Below are 12,975 nucleotides of genomic sequence, written 5' to 3' on the forward strand. Positions count from 1 at the left end.
CGAAAGACTAGGCGATGCCGTCGAACAGGCTTGTGACCGAACCATTTTCGAAGACCTCGCGGATCGTCTGCGCGAGCAGCGGGGCGATCGACAGGACGGTGAGGTTCTCGAAACGCTTCTCGGCCGGGATGGGCAGCGTGTCGGTCGCGATGACCTCCTTGGCGCCGCAGCCGGCGAGACGCTCGGCCGCCGGGTCGGAGAAGACGCCGTGGGTGGTCGCGATGATGACGTCGCCGGCACCGGCCTCCTTGAGCACGCGGACCGCGCCGGCGATGGTGCCACCGGTGTCGATCATGTCGTCGATCAGGACGCAGGTGCGTCCCTCGACCTCACCGACCACGCGGTTCGACTTGACCTGGTTGGGAACCAGCGGGTCGCGGGTCTTGTGGATGAAGGCCAGGGGAGCGCCGCTGAGGGCGTCGGCCCACTTCTCGGCGACGCGCACACGACCGGAGTCGGGCGAGACGACGGTGATGTTGTCGGTGCCGTAGTTGTCGCAGACGTAGCCGGCGAGCTGGCCGAGGGCGTGCATGTGGTCGACCGGACCGTCGAAGAAGCCCTGGATCTGATCGGTGTGCAGGTCGACCGTGATGATGCGGTCGGCGCCCGCGGTCTTGAGCAGGTCGGCGATGAGGCGGGCCGAGATGGGCTCGCGTCCGCGGTGCTTCTTGTCCTGGCGGGCGTAGGGGTAGAACGGCAGGATCACGCTGATGCGCTTGGCCGAACCGCGCTTGAGTGCGTCGATCATGATCAGGGCTTCCATGACCCACTGGTTCAGCGGGTAGGGGCAGCTCTGCAGCACGAACGCGTCCGAGCCGCGGACGGACTCCTCGAAACGGACGAACAGCTCGCCGTTGGCGAAGTCGCGTGCCGTCTGGGGGGTCACCTTGATGCCCAGTTCGTCGGCGACTGCTTCAGCCAGTTCGGGGTGGGCACGACCAGAGAACAGCATCAGGTTCTTCTGGTTGTCGGTGGTCCAGGTCATGAAACTCTTCTGTCCGTTCGGTCGATCTATGGGTCGATCAGTTGGGCTACCTGCCGTGAACGGCAGGACTGCTCGGGTCCGTTATGCGGACCCGGAGTTCTTGTCGCGTGCCTCGAGTGCCGCGCGTGCCGCCGCGGTGTCGGGCCGTTTGCGCACGACCCAGTCCTCGATGACACGTTGTGTTCCCGCCGAGACCGCGAGGGCTCCCGGCGGTACATTCTGCCGCACGACGGTTCCGGCTCCGGTGTATGCCCCGTCGCCGATGCTCACCGGGGCGACGAACATGTTGTCCGAGCCGGTGCGGCAATGGTCGCCGATCACCGTGCGGTACTTGTTCACGCCGTCGTAGTTGACGAAGACGCTCGACGCGCCGATGTTCGTGTGCTCGCCGATCGTGGCGTCGCCGACGTAGGTGAGGTGGGGGACCTTGGAACCGTCGCCGATCGTCGAGTTCTTGGTCTCCACGAAGGTGCCGATCTTGCCGGCGACGCCGAGCACGGTTCCCGGTCGCAGGTAGGCGAACGGGCCGACCGAGGCGTTGCCGCCGATGACGGCGTCGCTGCCGTGGGTGCGGATGACGTGGGCGCCTTCGCCGATCGTGACGTCGGTGAGCGTGGTGTCGGGCCCGACGACCGCGTCGGCGGCGATGTGGGTGCGGCCGTAGAGCTGCGTGCCGGGTTCGATCCGCACATCCGGCTCGATCGTCACGTCGACGTCGATCCAGGTGGTGGCCGGATCGACGACGGTGACGCCGTCGACCTGATGGCGGCGGATGATCCGGCGGTTGAGTTCGGCGCCGAGGTCGGCGAGCTGTGCGCGGTCGTTGCAGCCGGCGACGAGGACGGGGTCCGCAACGGTGAAACCGCGGACGGCCTGGCCCGCGTCGCGCGCGATCTCGACGATGTCGGTGAGGTAGAACTCGCCCTGCACGTTGTCGGTCGACAGCTTCGAGAGCCCGTCCCGCAGCGCGGCGGCGTCGACGGCGTAGACACCGGCGTTGACCTCGGTGATCGCACGCTGTTCTTCGGTCGCGTCCTTGTGCTCGACGATGGCGCGCACGGAGTCGTCGTCGGCGCGGATGATCCGCCCGTAGCCGGTCGGGTCGTCGGCGATGAAGCTGGTGAGGGTGACCGCGGCGCCGCCGTCGGCGGTGTGGGTGTCGATGAGCCCGCGGAGGGTGTCGGCGTCGAGGAGCGGGACGTCGGCCGCGGTGACGATGACGGTTCCGGCGAAGTCTTCGGGGAGTCCGGTCAGTCCGACGCGGGCGGCGTCGCCGGTTCCGCGCGGCTCGTCCTGCTCGGTGATCGCGATGTCGCGGCCCAGCGCGGCGGCGATGTCGGCGACGGCCGCGGAGACCCGTTCACGCTCATGGCTGACCACGACGACGAGGTGCTCGGGATCGATACCCGACGTGCCGTGGAGTGAGTGACCCAGGAGGGATCGGCCGGCAATCGTGTGGAGGATTTTGGGGGTCTTGGACTTCATCCGGGTACCGGCACCCGCGGCCAGCACGATCACGGCCACAGATGGCGACGTTCCCGACATCGAATGCCCACCCTCTTCCTTCATCGGTGTTCACGTCGGGTGCGATCCTACGCACCGGTACGGCGGTGTAATAACGCGCCGCACCGTTCTCGCTGAATGCGACGCTGTCACGTGATGGAACACACGTCTGTCGACGTCACCTGATAGAACACAAGGGACCGCGATTCCCCGAGCGTTCGATCGGTGCGCCATGGGCGTTCGGCTTCGACGCGCAGGCGGGGAGCGGACCAGCGCGGGCCGGGTGACCCGGCCCGCACACCTGACCAACGGAGGTATTAATGAGCACGCAGAAGACCGCGATCGTCACCGGCGCGGCACGGGGCATCGGTGCTGCCGTGGCCAAGCGACTCGCCGACGACGGCCTGGCCGTGGCCGTCCTGGACCTCGACGCCGATGCCTGCGCCGACACCGTCAAGGCCATCACCGACAAGGGCGGCAAGGCCATCGCCGTGGGCGCGAACGTCGCCGACGAGGCGTCGGTGAACGCGGCCGTTGAGAAGGTCGCCGCCGAGCTCGGTGCGCCGACCGTCGTCGTCAACAACGCCGGCATCACCCGCGACAACCTGCTGTTCAAGATGACCGTCGACGACTGGGACGCCGTCATGGCCGTCCATCTGCGAGGTGCCTTCAACGTCACCAAGGCCGCCCAGAAGTACATGGTCGACGCCGGCTGGGGCCGCGTCGTCAACCTGTCGAGCACCTCGGCCCTCGGTAACCGCGGCCAGGTCAACTACTCGGCCGCCAAGGCCGGCATGCAGGGCTTCACCAAGACGCTGGCCATCGAGCTGGGCAAGTTCGGCGTCACCGCCAACGCCATCGCTCCCGGCTTCATCGAGACCGAGATGACCGCCGCCACCGCCGAGCGTGTCGGCGTGCCCTTCGAGGACTTCAAGAAGGCCGCGGCCAGCCAGATCCCGGTGAACCGCGTCGGCGTCCCCGAGGACATCGCCCACACCGCGTCGTTCTTCATCAGCAGGGTGCGGGCTTCGTCTCCGGTCAGGTCGTCTACGTCGCCGGCGGCCCGAAGGACTGACGACTTACAGACGTCGTCTCGACTCCCAGACTTCGATCGAAGTCTGGGAGTCGGAATGAGGTCGACCGGTGGCGTCACGTCGCCGCCGGAGCGCTGTGGCACAATCGTCAGCGCAGTATTCCCCCATGGTGTAATCGGCAACACTTCTGATTTTGGTTCAGGCATTCCAGGTTCGAGTCCTGGTGGGGGAGCTCTTGCGAAGTGTGTGCGCCGCTAGGCGACGAAGCCCTCGGCCTGCAACCAGTCGTAGGCGACGTCGGCGGGGTCCTCACCGTCGATGTCGATGCGGCCGTTGAGTTCCTGCATCACCGAGTCGGTGAGCTTCGCAGACACCGGTGCCATGAGTTCGGCGATCTGGGGAGCTCCTTGTTGAGGCGCGTGCTCAAGACCACGCAACCGCTGTACGGCAGGAAGAACTTCCGGTCGTCGGTGAGTACCGCGAGATCGAGGTTCTTGATCCGGCCGTCGGTGGAATACACCATGCCGAAGTTGCACGGTTCGCTGCGCGCCGTCGAGGTGTAGACGACCCCGGAGTCCATGACTGTCACGTTGTCCTTCGGTACGCCATCGGGCGTGCCCAGCGGGATTCCGTAGGCCTCCAGCATCGGGATCATTCCGTCGGCGCGGCTCAGGAACTCGTCGTTGATGCAGAACGTCCGCTCCGACACCGGCAGGTTCGCGATGTCCGACATCGTCTTCACGTTGAGACGTTTGGCCGTTGGTGCCGACGCCGCGAACGCGTAGGTGTTGTTGAACGCCGCGGGCGGCAACCACTCGGCGCCGTTGGCGCGATCGGCGTCGCGGACCCGTTTCCACAGCTCGTTCGGGTCGGAGATCGTCTCGGTCTCGCCGAGGTAGGTCTGCCAGGCGGTTCCGGTGTACTCCCAGAGGATGTCGGCGTCGCCGTTGAGGAGTGCCTGGCGCGACGACATCGAACCCGGTGCGTTCGTCAGATCCTTGACCGACGCCCCCGCCGCGCCGAGGTAGGTCGCGGTGATCTTGCCCAGCAGCACCGATTCACTGAAATTCTTCGACGTCACCCGGATCTCGGTACCCTCCAAGGGCGTCGAGCCGTCGGCGAGGAATGCCTCGCGGAAGGTGCCCGACGAGCTGACCAGCCCGCAGCCTGCGACCACGACCATGAGTATCGCCGTGAAGACGGCCAGGACGGACTTTCTCATGAGATCCCCCGCGGTGTCGCGGCCAACTCGACGAGCCGTCCGAGCCAGTCGATCGTCATCGCCAGCAGTGCGACGAGCACCGCGCCGGCGACCAGCAGTTTCGGCAGGAACAGGGTGATACCGGTGGTGATGAGCGTGCCGAGGCTCGTCGCGCCGATGAACGTACTCAGGGTCGCCGTGCCGACCAGGATCACCAGCGCCGTGCGCACACCGTTCAGGATGACCGGCACCGCGAGCGGCAACTCGACCTGGAAAAGCGTTCGCACCGCGGACAATCCGATGCCGCGGGAGGCCTCGACCGTGCGCTGGTCGACCTGCCGGAGGCCGACGATCGTGTTCTGCAGGATCGGGAGCACCGCGTAGACGACGAGACCGATGACCGCCGTGTTGAAACCGGTGCCGAGCCAGAACGTGAACAGCACCAGCAGGCCGATGGCGGGAGCGGCCTGCCCGATGTTGGCGATGTTGACCGCAATCGGGTTGAGCCACTTGAGGGATGGTCGGGTCAGTGCGATGCCGAGCGGGATGGCGATACACACGACGATCACGGTGGCGACGAGCGTGAGCTCGATGTGGTCGAGGATGGTCGCTCGGAGCGCCGGCCATGCCATCGAGGCGCTCTCGGTGGAGGTGAACGTCGTGCGCTGATACCAGATCAGGAACCCGACGCCGATGACGATGATGACCAGCGGTTCGAACCAGACGTCGATGGGCAGCTTCGCGAACCGGCGTCGGAAACCGCTCCGAGGTGGTTGGACCGGTGCCTCTGCTGCCGCGGTGACCCGCGCGGACTCGTCGGCGACGGAGGTCATCGTTCGGCGCTCGGTTCGTCGGCCGTGTCGGCGGCGGACGACTCGTCCTCGGCTGCGATGACCGGTGTGTCGACAGGTGCGGACCCCTCGGTGTGGTCGAGATAGCCGACGTGGTCGTCGTCGCGGACATCCGCGAGCTGTCCGCGGATGGCCTCCATCACGGACGCGATGTTCAGCGCGCCGATGACCGCGCCGCGTCCGTCGGTGACGAGGACGCCGCCCTGGCTGGTCGCGAGCATCGAGTCGAGCGCGTCGTTGAGCGTCGACGACTGTGCGACGACCGGTAGGCGCGGGTCGAGGTAATCCGACACCTCGGGTTTGGCGGAGACCTCCGCGATGCTGGGCCAGGCTCGCGGCCGGCCGTGTTCGTCGACGACGACCAGCCAGTCCTCGCCGGCGGCTCGGGCGCGGTTCACCACGGTGCCGGACCCTTCGCCGACGCGGGCGGTGACCACCTGGCGGATCTCGACATCGCGTACGCGGGTGAGGGTCAGGTGAGCCAGTGTCGCACCGGAACCGACGAACTCCTCGACGAACGGGCTGGCCGGGTTGGCGAGGATCTCTTCTGGCGGGGCGAACTGTTCGATGTGCCCGCCCTCGGAGAGGATCAGGACCTTGTCGCCGAGTTTGGTTGCGTCTTCGAAATCGTGGGTGACGATGACGATCGTCTTGCCCAGTTCGTGCTGGATGGCGATGAGCTTGTCCTGCAGGCGGGCTCGCGTGATCGGGTCGACGGCACCGAACGGCTCGTCCATCAGCAGGACGGGCGGGTCGGCCGCCAGAGCACGGGCCACACCGACGCGCTGCTGCTGACCGCCCGACATGTCCTTGGGCAGACGGTCGGCGAAGGTCGCGGCGTCGAGTCCGACCAGGTCCATGAGGTATTCGGTGCGCTCGGCGATGCGTTTCTTGTCCCACTTGAGGATTCGCGGGATGGTGCCGATGTTCTTGCTGACCGACCAGTGGGGGAAGAGCCCGCCGGACTGGATGACGTAACCGATGGACTGGCGCAGCTTGTCCGGGTTCTCCGCGGTCACGTCACGCCCGCCGATGTAGATACGACCCTCGGTGGGCTCGATGAGCCGGTTGATCATCTTCAGGGTCGTCGTCTTGCCTCAGCCCGACGGGCCGACGAAGGCGACGATGTCACCGGCGTCGATCTCGAGGTCGAGTTGCGCGACCGCAGGCTTGGTCTGGCCCCGGTAGCGCTTGACGACGCCTTCGAGACGGATCGATTCGCCGGTGACGACGCGACCGTTCGCGCCGGACGACGGTTGGCCTGCCGAGGATTTCGACGGCGGGGCGGTGGTGGAGTCGGTCATGAGAGTCCCTTGGAGATGGTGAGTCGGCCGAGCAGAACCAGGAGAGCGTCGAAGACGAGCGCGATGACGACGATGAGAAGCGTTCCGGCCAGCGCTGATTCGAGGGCGTTTGCGCCGCCGAGCCGTGCGAGCCCGTTGAAGATCAGTGATCCGAGGCCGGGGCCGAGGACGTAGGCGACGATCGCCGCGACGCCCACGATCATCTGTGTGGACACCCGGATTCCGGTCAGGATCACCGGCCAGGCGATCGGTAGTTCGACCGTCAGCAGGATGCGCCACCGCGAAAGCCCGATCCCGCGGGCCGATTCGACGACCGCGGGCGGCACCGACCGCAAGCCGACCACCGCGTTGCCGATCACCGGCAGCATCGCGAAGAACGCCAGCATCAGGAACGATGGTGTCACGCCGAGCCCGAACGGGACGATCAGCAGCGCGAGCAGGGCGAGCGACGGAATCGTCAGTGCCACACGACTAGACGTCAGCGTGAGCGCGGCGGCCAGCGGAAGCCGGTAGACGAGCGCGGCGACCGCGATGGCGACGAGGGTGCCGACGAGCACGGTCTGGAATGACAGCGACGCGTGTTGATATGTCAAGAACGTGAGAGAGCGAGCGTTGTCGCCGATGTAATCCCACAATTGCACGGTTGTGTTCCCATCCCCGTTGGTGAATCCGACATTACGCATCGGCGTGGGCCGGTGCCGACGTTTGTCCGATCACGCGTGCCTTTACCCTCACCGTGGGCGGATAACCCTCCACCGGTTGCGGCCGGTGCAGAGTCGGCACGATTCGGTGCACGCCGACCGTCGGTGACCACGTCGGGCAGTGTCATCCTGGATGGGTGAGTGAGAGCGCCCCCGCCGATGCAACACCGACCACAGCAGAGCTCGATCCGGACGACCGGGCCCTTCTGGCCGAAGCCGTCCGTTCCTGGACGCGGATCGTCGCCTGGGTCCTGAGCGTCGGCGGCGCGATCGGGTTCGTGGCGTCGTTCGTGCTGACGGTCGAACGGATCGAACTCTTCAAGAACCCCGACTACGTGCCGTCGTGCAACTTCAATCCGGTCCTGAGCTGCGGTTCGGTGATGGCCAAGCCGCAGGCTGCCCTGTTCGGGTTCCCGAACCCGCTGCTCGGCATCGCGGGATTCGCGGTGGTGATCACCACCGGCGTGGCGATCCTCGCGGGTGCACGTCTCGCGGGCTGGTACTGGGCGGGTCTGCAGGTCGGTGTGACCTTGGCGATGGCCTTCATCTGCTGGCTGATCTACTCGAGCCTCTACTCGATCGGCGCACTGTGCCCGTACTGCATGGTCGTGTGGGCGGCGACCCTGCCGATCTTCGTCTTCGTCAGCGTGCGCAACCTCCATGCGAGCGGACTGACCTCGCGATCCGGGGCGGCGCTCGCGGTCGCCCGTAGCCACGCCCTGATCCTGGTCCTCGCCGTGGGGCTCGTGATCGTGCTCATCGCCATCCGGTTCTGGTCGTACTGGTCGAGCTTGTACTGAGGGCGGGGACCCTTCGTGGCTCGTCGCTTACGCTCCTCGCACCTCAGGGAGCGAAAAATGGCGCAACATTCTTGATTCCGCGACGACTCGTCCTAGGCTGGGCCCATGGCGATCGGACGTCCGGCGGAGGGTGCGACCGAGGTGCAGCGCGCGCCCCGGGCGCGGATGACCGGTGCGCAGCGGCGATTACAGCTGATCGAGGTGGCGCGCGGGCTGTTCGCCGAACGCGGTTTCGAGGGCACCTCCATCGAGGAGATCGCGCAGCGCGCAGGCGTTTCCAAGCCGATCGTGTACGAGCACTTCGGCGGCAAGGAGGGTCTCTACGCGGTCGTCGTCGACCGCGAGATGGAGACGCTGCTCGAGATGGTGACCGCCTCGCTGTCGAAGAACCGGTCGCTGTACCGCATCCAGCAGGTCGCGCTCGCGTTGCTCACCTACATGGAGGAGCGCACGGACGGGTTTCGCATCCTCGTCCGCGGCGACAGCACCGCGGCGACCGGCGAGACGGCCACCTACTCAAGCCTTCTCAACGATGCCGTCAGCCAGGTCGAGCACATCCTGGCCGGCGACTTCGAGCGCCGCGGCTTCGACCCCGCCCTCGCCCCGCTGTATGCCCAGGCCCTGGTGGGCATGGTGTCGTCGACCGCGCAGTGGTGGCTCGACGTCCGCGAGCCGTCGAAGGAGGTCGTGGCCGCCCACCTCGTGAACCTCTGCTGGAACGGGCTCACCCGCCTCGACCCGTCGCCCGATCTCGTCGGCCCCGACTACGTCGAGCCCCGCGAACGGACCACCGCCGAGGACTCCTGACGCTTCGAGGCTTCCTCGCACCTGAGGCAGCAGTCAAGCCAGTACCAGGCTCCGCTTGGAGAGTCCCATCCAGAACCCGTCGATGACCTGATCCGGACGCTGTTCGACGTCGTCGCCGGCACCGAGCGCGACGAACAGCGGCGCGAAGTGTTCGATCGTCGGATGCGCATACGGCATCCCGGGCGCGGTCTGGCGAAACCTGATGAGCGACTCCACATCTCCCGCGGCAAATCGTTCGGCGGCCCACGAGTCGAACTCGGCCGACCAGCTCGGGGGAGTCGCCTCGGGTCGCCAGTCGCGCAGGAACGGCAGGCCGTGGGTGGTGAAACCGGACCCGATGATCAGCACGCCCTCGTCGCGCAGCGGCTTGAGGCGTCGACCGAGGTCGAGCAGCCGCTCCGGGTCGAGGGTCGGTAGGGAGATCTGCAGGACCGGGATGTCCGCCTCGGGGTACATGACGGTCATCGGCACGTACGCGCCGTGGTCGAGGCGACGGTTGGGGTCGTGGGCGATCGTCTCGCCGTCGGGCATCATCGCGGCGACGCGTCGGGCCAGGTCCGGGGCGCCCGGCGACCGGTACTGGACGCGGTAGTACTTCTCCGGGAAGCCGCCGAAGTCGTAGGTCAGCGGCGTCCGGGAGTCGGTGGAGCCGATGGTGAGGGGCGCCGCCTCCCAGTGCGCCGACACGATGAGGATCGCTGTCGGCCGTGCGAGGCCGCCGGCGAGCTTCTTCAGCTGGCGGACCCAGGTGGGACTGTCGACGAGGGGTGGGGCGCCGTGGGACAGGAACAGGGCCGGCTGCCGGGTGGGGGAGTTCGAGCTGGACATACCCGATCTTAACCGGACTGTGGTCCGTTTTGTTCCCGAGGCCCAGGATGCCCGCTCTGGTCGGGCAATCGGCGTGGCCGCCGCACGTCGTCTCGCGTGCGGCTATAACGTTCCAGACATCCCCGTCGGCCGCTCGCGGCCCAGAGAGAAAGGGACTCCCGGCGCGTGGAGACAGTCGGCATCTATCTCGTCGTCATCTTCGGATGCGGATTCCTCGCTCGACTGGTCCGTCTGCCGACGTTGGTCGGGTACCTGGCGGCCGGATTCATCCTGCACGCCCCGGGCATCGACGACCTGCCGATCATCGACACGCTCGCAGATCTGGGCGTGACGATCCTGCTGTTCACCATCGGCCTCAAGCTGGACCTCCGGATGCTGTTCCGGCGCGAGGTCTTCCTCACCACCGCCATCAACCTCGCGGTGATCATGGGTCTCACCACCGGCTTCCTCGGACTGCTCTCGACCATCGGCGTCCGGATGCTCATGGGTGAGGGCTGGCAGACGCTCGCGCTCCTCGGTTTCGCGCTGTCCTTCTCGAGCACGGTGTTCGTGGTCCAGGTGCTCGACGAACGCTCGGAGTCCCGCTCGCTGTACGGCCGAATCGCGATCGGCATCCTGGTCCTCCAGGACGTCGTCGCCGTCGCCTACCTCACGTCGATGAGCGGGGAACCGCCGAGTCCCTGGGCGTTCGCGCTGGTCCTGCTGATCCCGGGTGCCTGGGTGGTCCGGCGACTGTGGAACCGCCTCGGACACGGCGAACTCCAGACCCTCTTCGGCGTGACGATGGCGCTCGTACCGGGATACTGGCTGTTCGAATCGGTCGGCATCAAAGGCGACTTCGGTGCCATGGTCGTCGGCGTGCTGCTGGCCTCGCATCCGCGTGCCGGAGAGCTGTCCCGCACGTTGTTCGGTCTCCGAGAACTGCTCCTGGTGGGCTTCTTCGTCTCGATCGGACTCCACGTCACGCCCACCCTCGACACCGTGCTCCTCGGCCTGGTCCTCGTGGTCCTCCTGCCGCTCGAGGCGGCCCTGTTCACCCTCGTGCTGGCCATGTTCGGCCTACGTCGGCGCACCTCGATCCTGGCAGGTCTGGCGCTGGCGAACTTCTCCGAGTTCGGCCTCATCGTCATCTCCAACGGCGTGAGCAACGACCTGCTCGACGACGACTGGCTGGTGGTCACCTCGGTCGCGGTCGCGGCGAGCTTCGTGTTCTCGACCCTCGTCAACCGTCGGGGGTCCGGGCTGGTGGCCCGGCTCTCGGCCTACGTCCCGAGAACAGCCGCCGCGAGCGCCCATCCCGACGACGCGGCGATCGACCTCGCTCCCGCCCGTGCCGTCGTCTTCGGTCTCGGCCGGGTGGGCAGTTCGGTCTACAACCGTCTCGTCGACGAGTACGGGCTGAATGTCGTCGGCGTCGAGAACGATCCGCTGAAGGTCGCCGATCTTCGTGCGCGCGGACTACGGGTGATCGAGGCCGACGCGACCGAGACGGGGTTCTGGGAACGGTGCGAGGGCGTCTCCGACCTCGACATCCTCGTGTTCGCCATGCCGTTCCACGGGTCCAACCTGGTGGCACTGGATCGAGTCGAGGAGCGTGAATTCGAGGGGACCATCGCCGTCGTCGCGCAGTACGACGACGAACGCGACGAACTGCTCGGGCGGGGTGCCGACGTCGCCTTCCACATCTACGAGGGCACCGGCGTCGGTCTGGCCGACGCCGCCGCCGAGGCCGCGGGCCTCGACCGCTGAGATCCGACTACGAGGACGGCTCCCAGAGGTCCTTCTGCATGTAGACGCAGTCGATCCACTGGTCGGCCTTGTGGCCGATCGACCGCAGGCGACCGACCTCGGTGAACCCGAACCGCGAGTGCAGGGCGACCGATCCCTCGCCACCGGTCGCCGCGATCACCGCCACGATCTGTCGCACGTTCTCAGGATCGGCCCGATCGAGCAGCCCGGCCATGAGCGCCGATCCGACGCCGCGGCCCCCCAGGCCGGGGCGGACGTAGATGGAGTCCTCGGTGGAGCGGTCGTAGGCCGGCATGGCGCGGAATGTGCCCAGGTAGGCGTAGCCGACGATGTGCTGGTCGGACTCCGCAGACAGTGTCGCGACCACGAAGGGCCTGTTCGCCTCGCGGATCGTGCGGTACTTCGCCAGCCAAGCGGTGTGCGAGGGGACCACGTAGTCGAAGGTGGCGACGGTGTTCTCCACATAGTGGCGGTAGATGTCCGCCACGCCCGCGAGGTCGGTCTCGACGGCGTCGCGCACCGTCACCCCCATGTCGTCGGTCCGGGCTCCCTGCATTCTGACGAGACTAGTGGTGTGTGGGCCACCACTTGGCTACTACTCCGCGTAATAGCGGGCGTACGCTCGGGGGTATGCCTGTGGCGTCCGATCCGGCCGAACGACTTGTGCGCGTGCACTGGTCGGTCGTCGCCGCCATGACGTCCGGGTCGCTGAGCGTCGGGGCGCACGCGCTCGCCGGGGGAGCCTCCCGACGTCGTCGCACGTTGTCCTTCTGGTCGCCATCAGTGCCGGACTCGGTTGGGTGAGCGGGGCGGTGGGCGGGACGCGGGGACGCGCGACCGAGATCCTCTCCGTCGGTGCGGCACTCACCGTCGCGCAGCTTCTCGGGCATCTGGCGATGCACACCGGCGGCCACCACGCGTCGACGCCGCTGCTACCCGGCCCGACGATGATCGGTTTTCACGTTGCGGCGCTGCTGATCTCCGCAGGTCTGCTCGTCGGCGCGCAGGAGTGTGCACGCCGTGTCGGCTCACGCATCCTGGCGTCCACGACGCCTCCGTTGATCGCGGTCGGGGATGTCCTCGTGGTCGCGGGTGCGGTCGATCCGCTGCGACCGCTGTTCGGTCGCAGGGGTATCTGGACTCGGGGTCCGCCGGTCCTCCCGGTCTGACCCCTGATTCCTCCATTTCCCGCCGGCGCCCAGGAGCCCCGGT

At 67.2% G+C, this 12,975-nt stretch carries 11 protein-coding genes, 1 tRNA gene and 3 pseudogenes; 7 read left to right on the forward strand and 8 right to left on the reverse strand.

Annotated elements, in window-relative coordinates:
• Nucleotides 1-7: 7 nt before the first annotated feature.
• A complete protein-coding gene (locus tag BJF87_RS06420) occupies nucleotides 8-985 on the reverse strand; it encodes a ribose-phosphate diphosphokinase (protein ID WP_005200959.1) in 978 nt (325 codons plus the stop codon).
• A gap of 81 nt (nucleotides 986-1,066) precedes the next feature.
• On the reverse strand, nucleotides 1,067-2,530 hold the full coding sequence (gene glmU, locus BJF87_RS06425) for a bifunctional UDP-N-acetylglucosamine diphosphorylase/glucosamine-1-phosphate N-acetyltransferase GlmU (RefSeq protein ID WP_035750880.1): 1,464 nt from the start codon (nucleotides 2,528-2,530) through the stop codon (nucleotides 1,067-1,069).
• Between the two features lie 278 nt (nucleotides 2,531-2,808).
• On the opposite strand from glmU, the pseudogene BJF87_RS06430 reads away from it, so the two are divergent.
• Nucleotides 2,809-3,563 (forward strand): annotated as a pseudogene (locus BJF87_RS06430) (SDR family oxidoreductase).
• 119 nt (nucleotides 3,564-3,682) lie between these two features.
• A tRNA-Gln gene (locus BJF87_RS06435) sits at nucleotides 3,683-3,754 on the forward strand.
• 22 nt (nucleotides 3,755-3,776) lie between these two features.
• On the opposite strand, the pseudogene BJF87_RS06440 reads toward BJF87_RS06435, so the two are convergent.
• The 4 genes and pseudogenes from BJF87_RS06440 to BJF87_RS06455 form a co-directional block, all read right to left on the reverse strand.
• Nucleotides 3,777-4,744: pseudogene (locus BJF87_RS06440) on the reverse strand (glycine betaine ABC transporter substrate-binding protein).
• On the reverse strand, nucleotides 4,741-5,556 hold the full coding sequence (locus BJF87_RS06445; RefSeq protein WP_006361222.1) for an ABC transporter permease: 816 nt from the start codon (nucleotides 5,554-5,556) through the stop codon (nucleotides 4,741-4,743). The pseudogene BJF87_RS06440 and the gene BJF87_RS06445 overlap by 4 nt, the downstream one beginning before the upstream one ends.
• A pseudogene (locus tag BJF87_RS06450) lies at nucleotides 5,553-6,878 on the reverse strand (ATP-binding cassette domain-containing protein). Before BJF87_RS06450 ends, BJF87_RS06445 begins: the two are co-directional and overlap by 4 nt.
• Nucleotides 6,875-7,519, reverse strand: a complete 645-nt coding sequence (locus BJF87_RS06455) for an ABC transporter permease (protein WP_035750881.1) — start codon at nucleotides 7,517-7,519, stop codon at nucleotides 6,875-6,877. The pseudogene BJF87_RS06450 and the gene BJF87_RS06455 overlap by 4 nt, the downstream one beginning before the upstream one ends.
• 197 nt (nucleotides 7,520-7,716) lie before the next feature.
• On the opposite strand from BJF87_RS06455, the gene BJF87_RS06460 reads away from it, so the two are divergent.
• Together BJF87_RS06460 and BJF87_RS06465 are read left to right on the forward strand one after the other, a co-directional pair.
• Complete coding sequence (locus BJF87_RS06460) at nucleotides 7,717-8,379, forward strand: vitamin K epoxide reductase family protein (RefSeq protein WP_006361225.1); 663 nt, start codon at nucleotides 7,717-7,719, stop codon at nucleotides 8,377-8,379.
• A gap of 105 nt (nucleotides 8,380-8,484) precedes the next feature.
• On the forward strand, nucleotides 8,485-9,186 hold the full coding sequence (locus BJF87_RS06465) for a TetR/AcrR family transcriptional regulator (protein WP_006359497.1): 702 nt from the start codon (nucleotides 8,485-8,487) through the stop codon (nucleotides 9,184-9,186).
• A gap of 33 nt (nucleotides 9,187-9,219) precedes the next feature.
• Here the strand turns inward: BJF87_RS06465 and BJF87_RS06470 are convergent, their stop codons facing one another.
• Nucleotides 9,220-10,014 carry a dioxygenase gene (locus BJF87_RS06470; RefSeq protein WP_035750403.1) on the reverse strand — a complete coding sequence of 265 codons (795 nt, stop codon included), beginning with the start codon at nucleotides 10,012-10,014 and terminating at the stop codon, nucleotides 9,220-9,222.
• A 165-nt stretch (nucleotides 10,015-10,179) separates the two neighbouring features.
• On the opposite strand from BJF87_RS06470, the gene BJF87_RS06475 reads away from it, so the two are divergent.
• Complete coding sequence (locus tag BJF87_RS06475; protein WP_006359494.1) at nucleotides 10,180-11,763, forward strand: cation:proton antiporter family protein; 1,584 nt, start codon at nucleotides 10,180-10,182, stop codon at nucleotides 11,761-11,763.
• A gap of 7 nt (nucleotides 11,764-11,770) precedes the next feature.
• On the opposite strand, the gene BJF87_RS06480 is transcribed toward BJF87_RS06475, so the two are convergent.
• A complete protein-coding gene (locus BJF87_RS06480) occupies nucleotides 11,771-12,319 on the reverse strand; it encodes a GNAT family N-acetyltransferase (protein WP_006359493.1) in 549 nt (182 codons plus the stop codon).
• A gap of 74 nt (nucleotides 12,320-12,393) precedes the next feature.
• Here BJF87_RS06480 and BJF87_RS26615 point away from each other — a divergent pair, with 74 nt between their 5' ends.
• Together BJF87_RS26615 and BJF87_RS06485 are read left to right on the forward strand one after the other, a co-directional pair.
• The gene (locus tag BJF87_RS26615; RefSeq protein WP_262338888.1) at nucleotides 12,394-12,567 is read left to right on the forward strand and encodes a hypothetical protein; all 174 of its coding nucleotides are present in this window, start codon (nucleotides 12,394-12,396) and stop codon (nucleotides 12,565-12,567) included.
• Nucleotides 12,564-12,932: a hypothetical protein gene (locus BJF87_RS06485; RefSeq protein WP_262338889.1), complete on the forward strand. Its 369-nt coding sequence runs from the start codon at nucleotides 12,564-12,566 to the stop codon at nucleotides 12,930-12,932. Before BJF87_RS26615 ends, BJF87_RS06485 begins: the two co-directional genes overlap by 4 nt.
• Nucleotides 12,933-12,975 lie beyond the last annotated feature (43 nt).

Origin of the sequence: Gordonia sp. CNJ-863, assembly GCF_001942325.1 — a bacterium.
GTDB classification, from domain to species: domain Bacteria; phylum Actinomycetota; class Actinomycetes; order Mycobacteriales; family Mycobacteriaceae; genus Gordonia; species Gordonia alkanivorans.

Bases quoted from the DNA above. Each gene is read 5' to 3' on its own strand.
- glmU (WP_035750880.1), bottom strand. From the start codon at position 2,530: ATGTCGGGAACGTCGCCATCTGTGGCCGTGATCGTGCTGGCCGCGGGT.
- BJF87_RS06420 (WP_005200959.1), bottom strand. From the start codon at position 985: ATGACCTGGACCACCGACAACCAGAAGAACCTGATGCTGTTCTCTGGT.
- BJF87_RS06445 (WP_006361222.1), bottom strand. From the start codon at position 5,556: ATGACCTCCGTCGCCGACGAGTCCGCGCGGGTCACCGCGGCAGCAGAG.
- BJF87_RS06480 (WP_006359493.1), bottom strand. From the start codon at position 12,319: ATGCAGGGAGCCCGGACCGACGACATGGGGGTGACGGTGCGCGACGCC.
- BJF87_RS06465 (WP_006359497.1), top strand. From the start codon at position 8,485: ATGGCGATCGGACGTCCGGCGGAGGGTGCGACCGAGGTGCAGCGCGCG.
- BJF87_RS06470 (WP_035750403.1), bottom strand. From the start codon at position 10,014: ATGTCCAGCTCGAACTCCCCCACCCGGCAGCCGGCCCTGTTCCTGTCC.
- BJF87_RS26615 (WP_262338888.1), top strand. From the start codon at position 12,394: ATGCCTGTGGCGTCCGATCCGGCCGAACGACTTGTGCGCGTGCACTGG.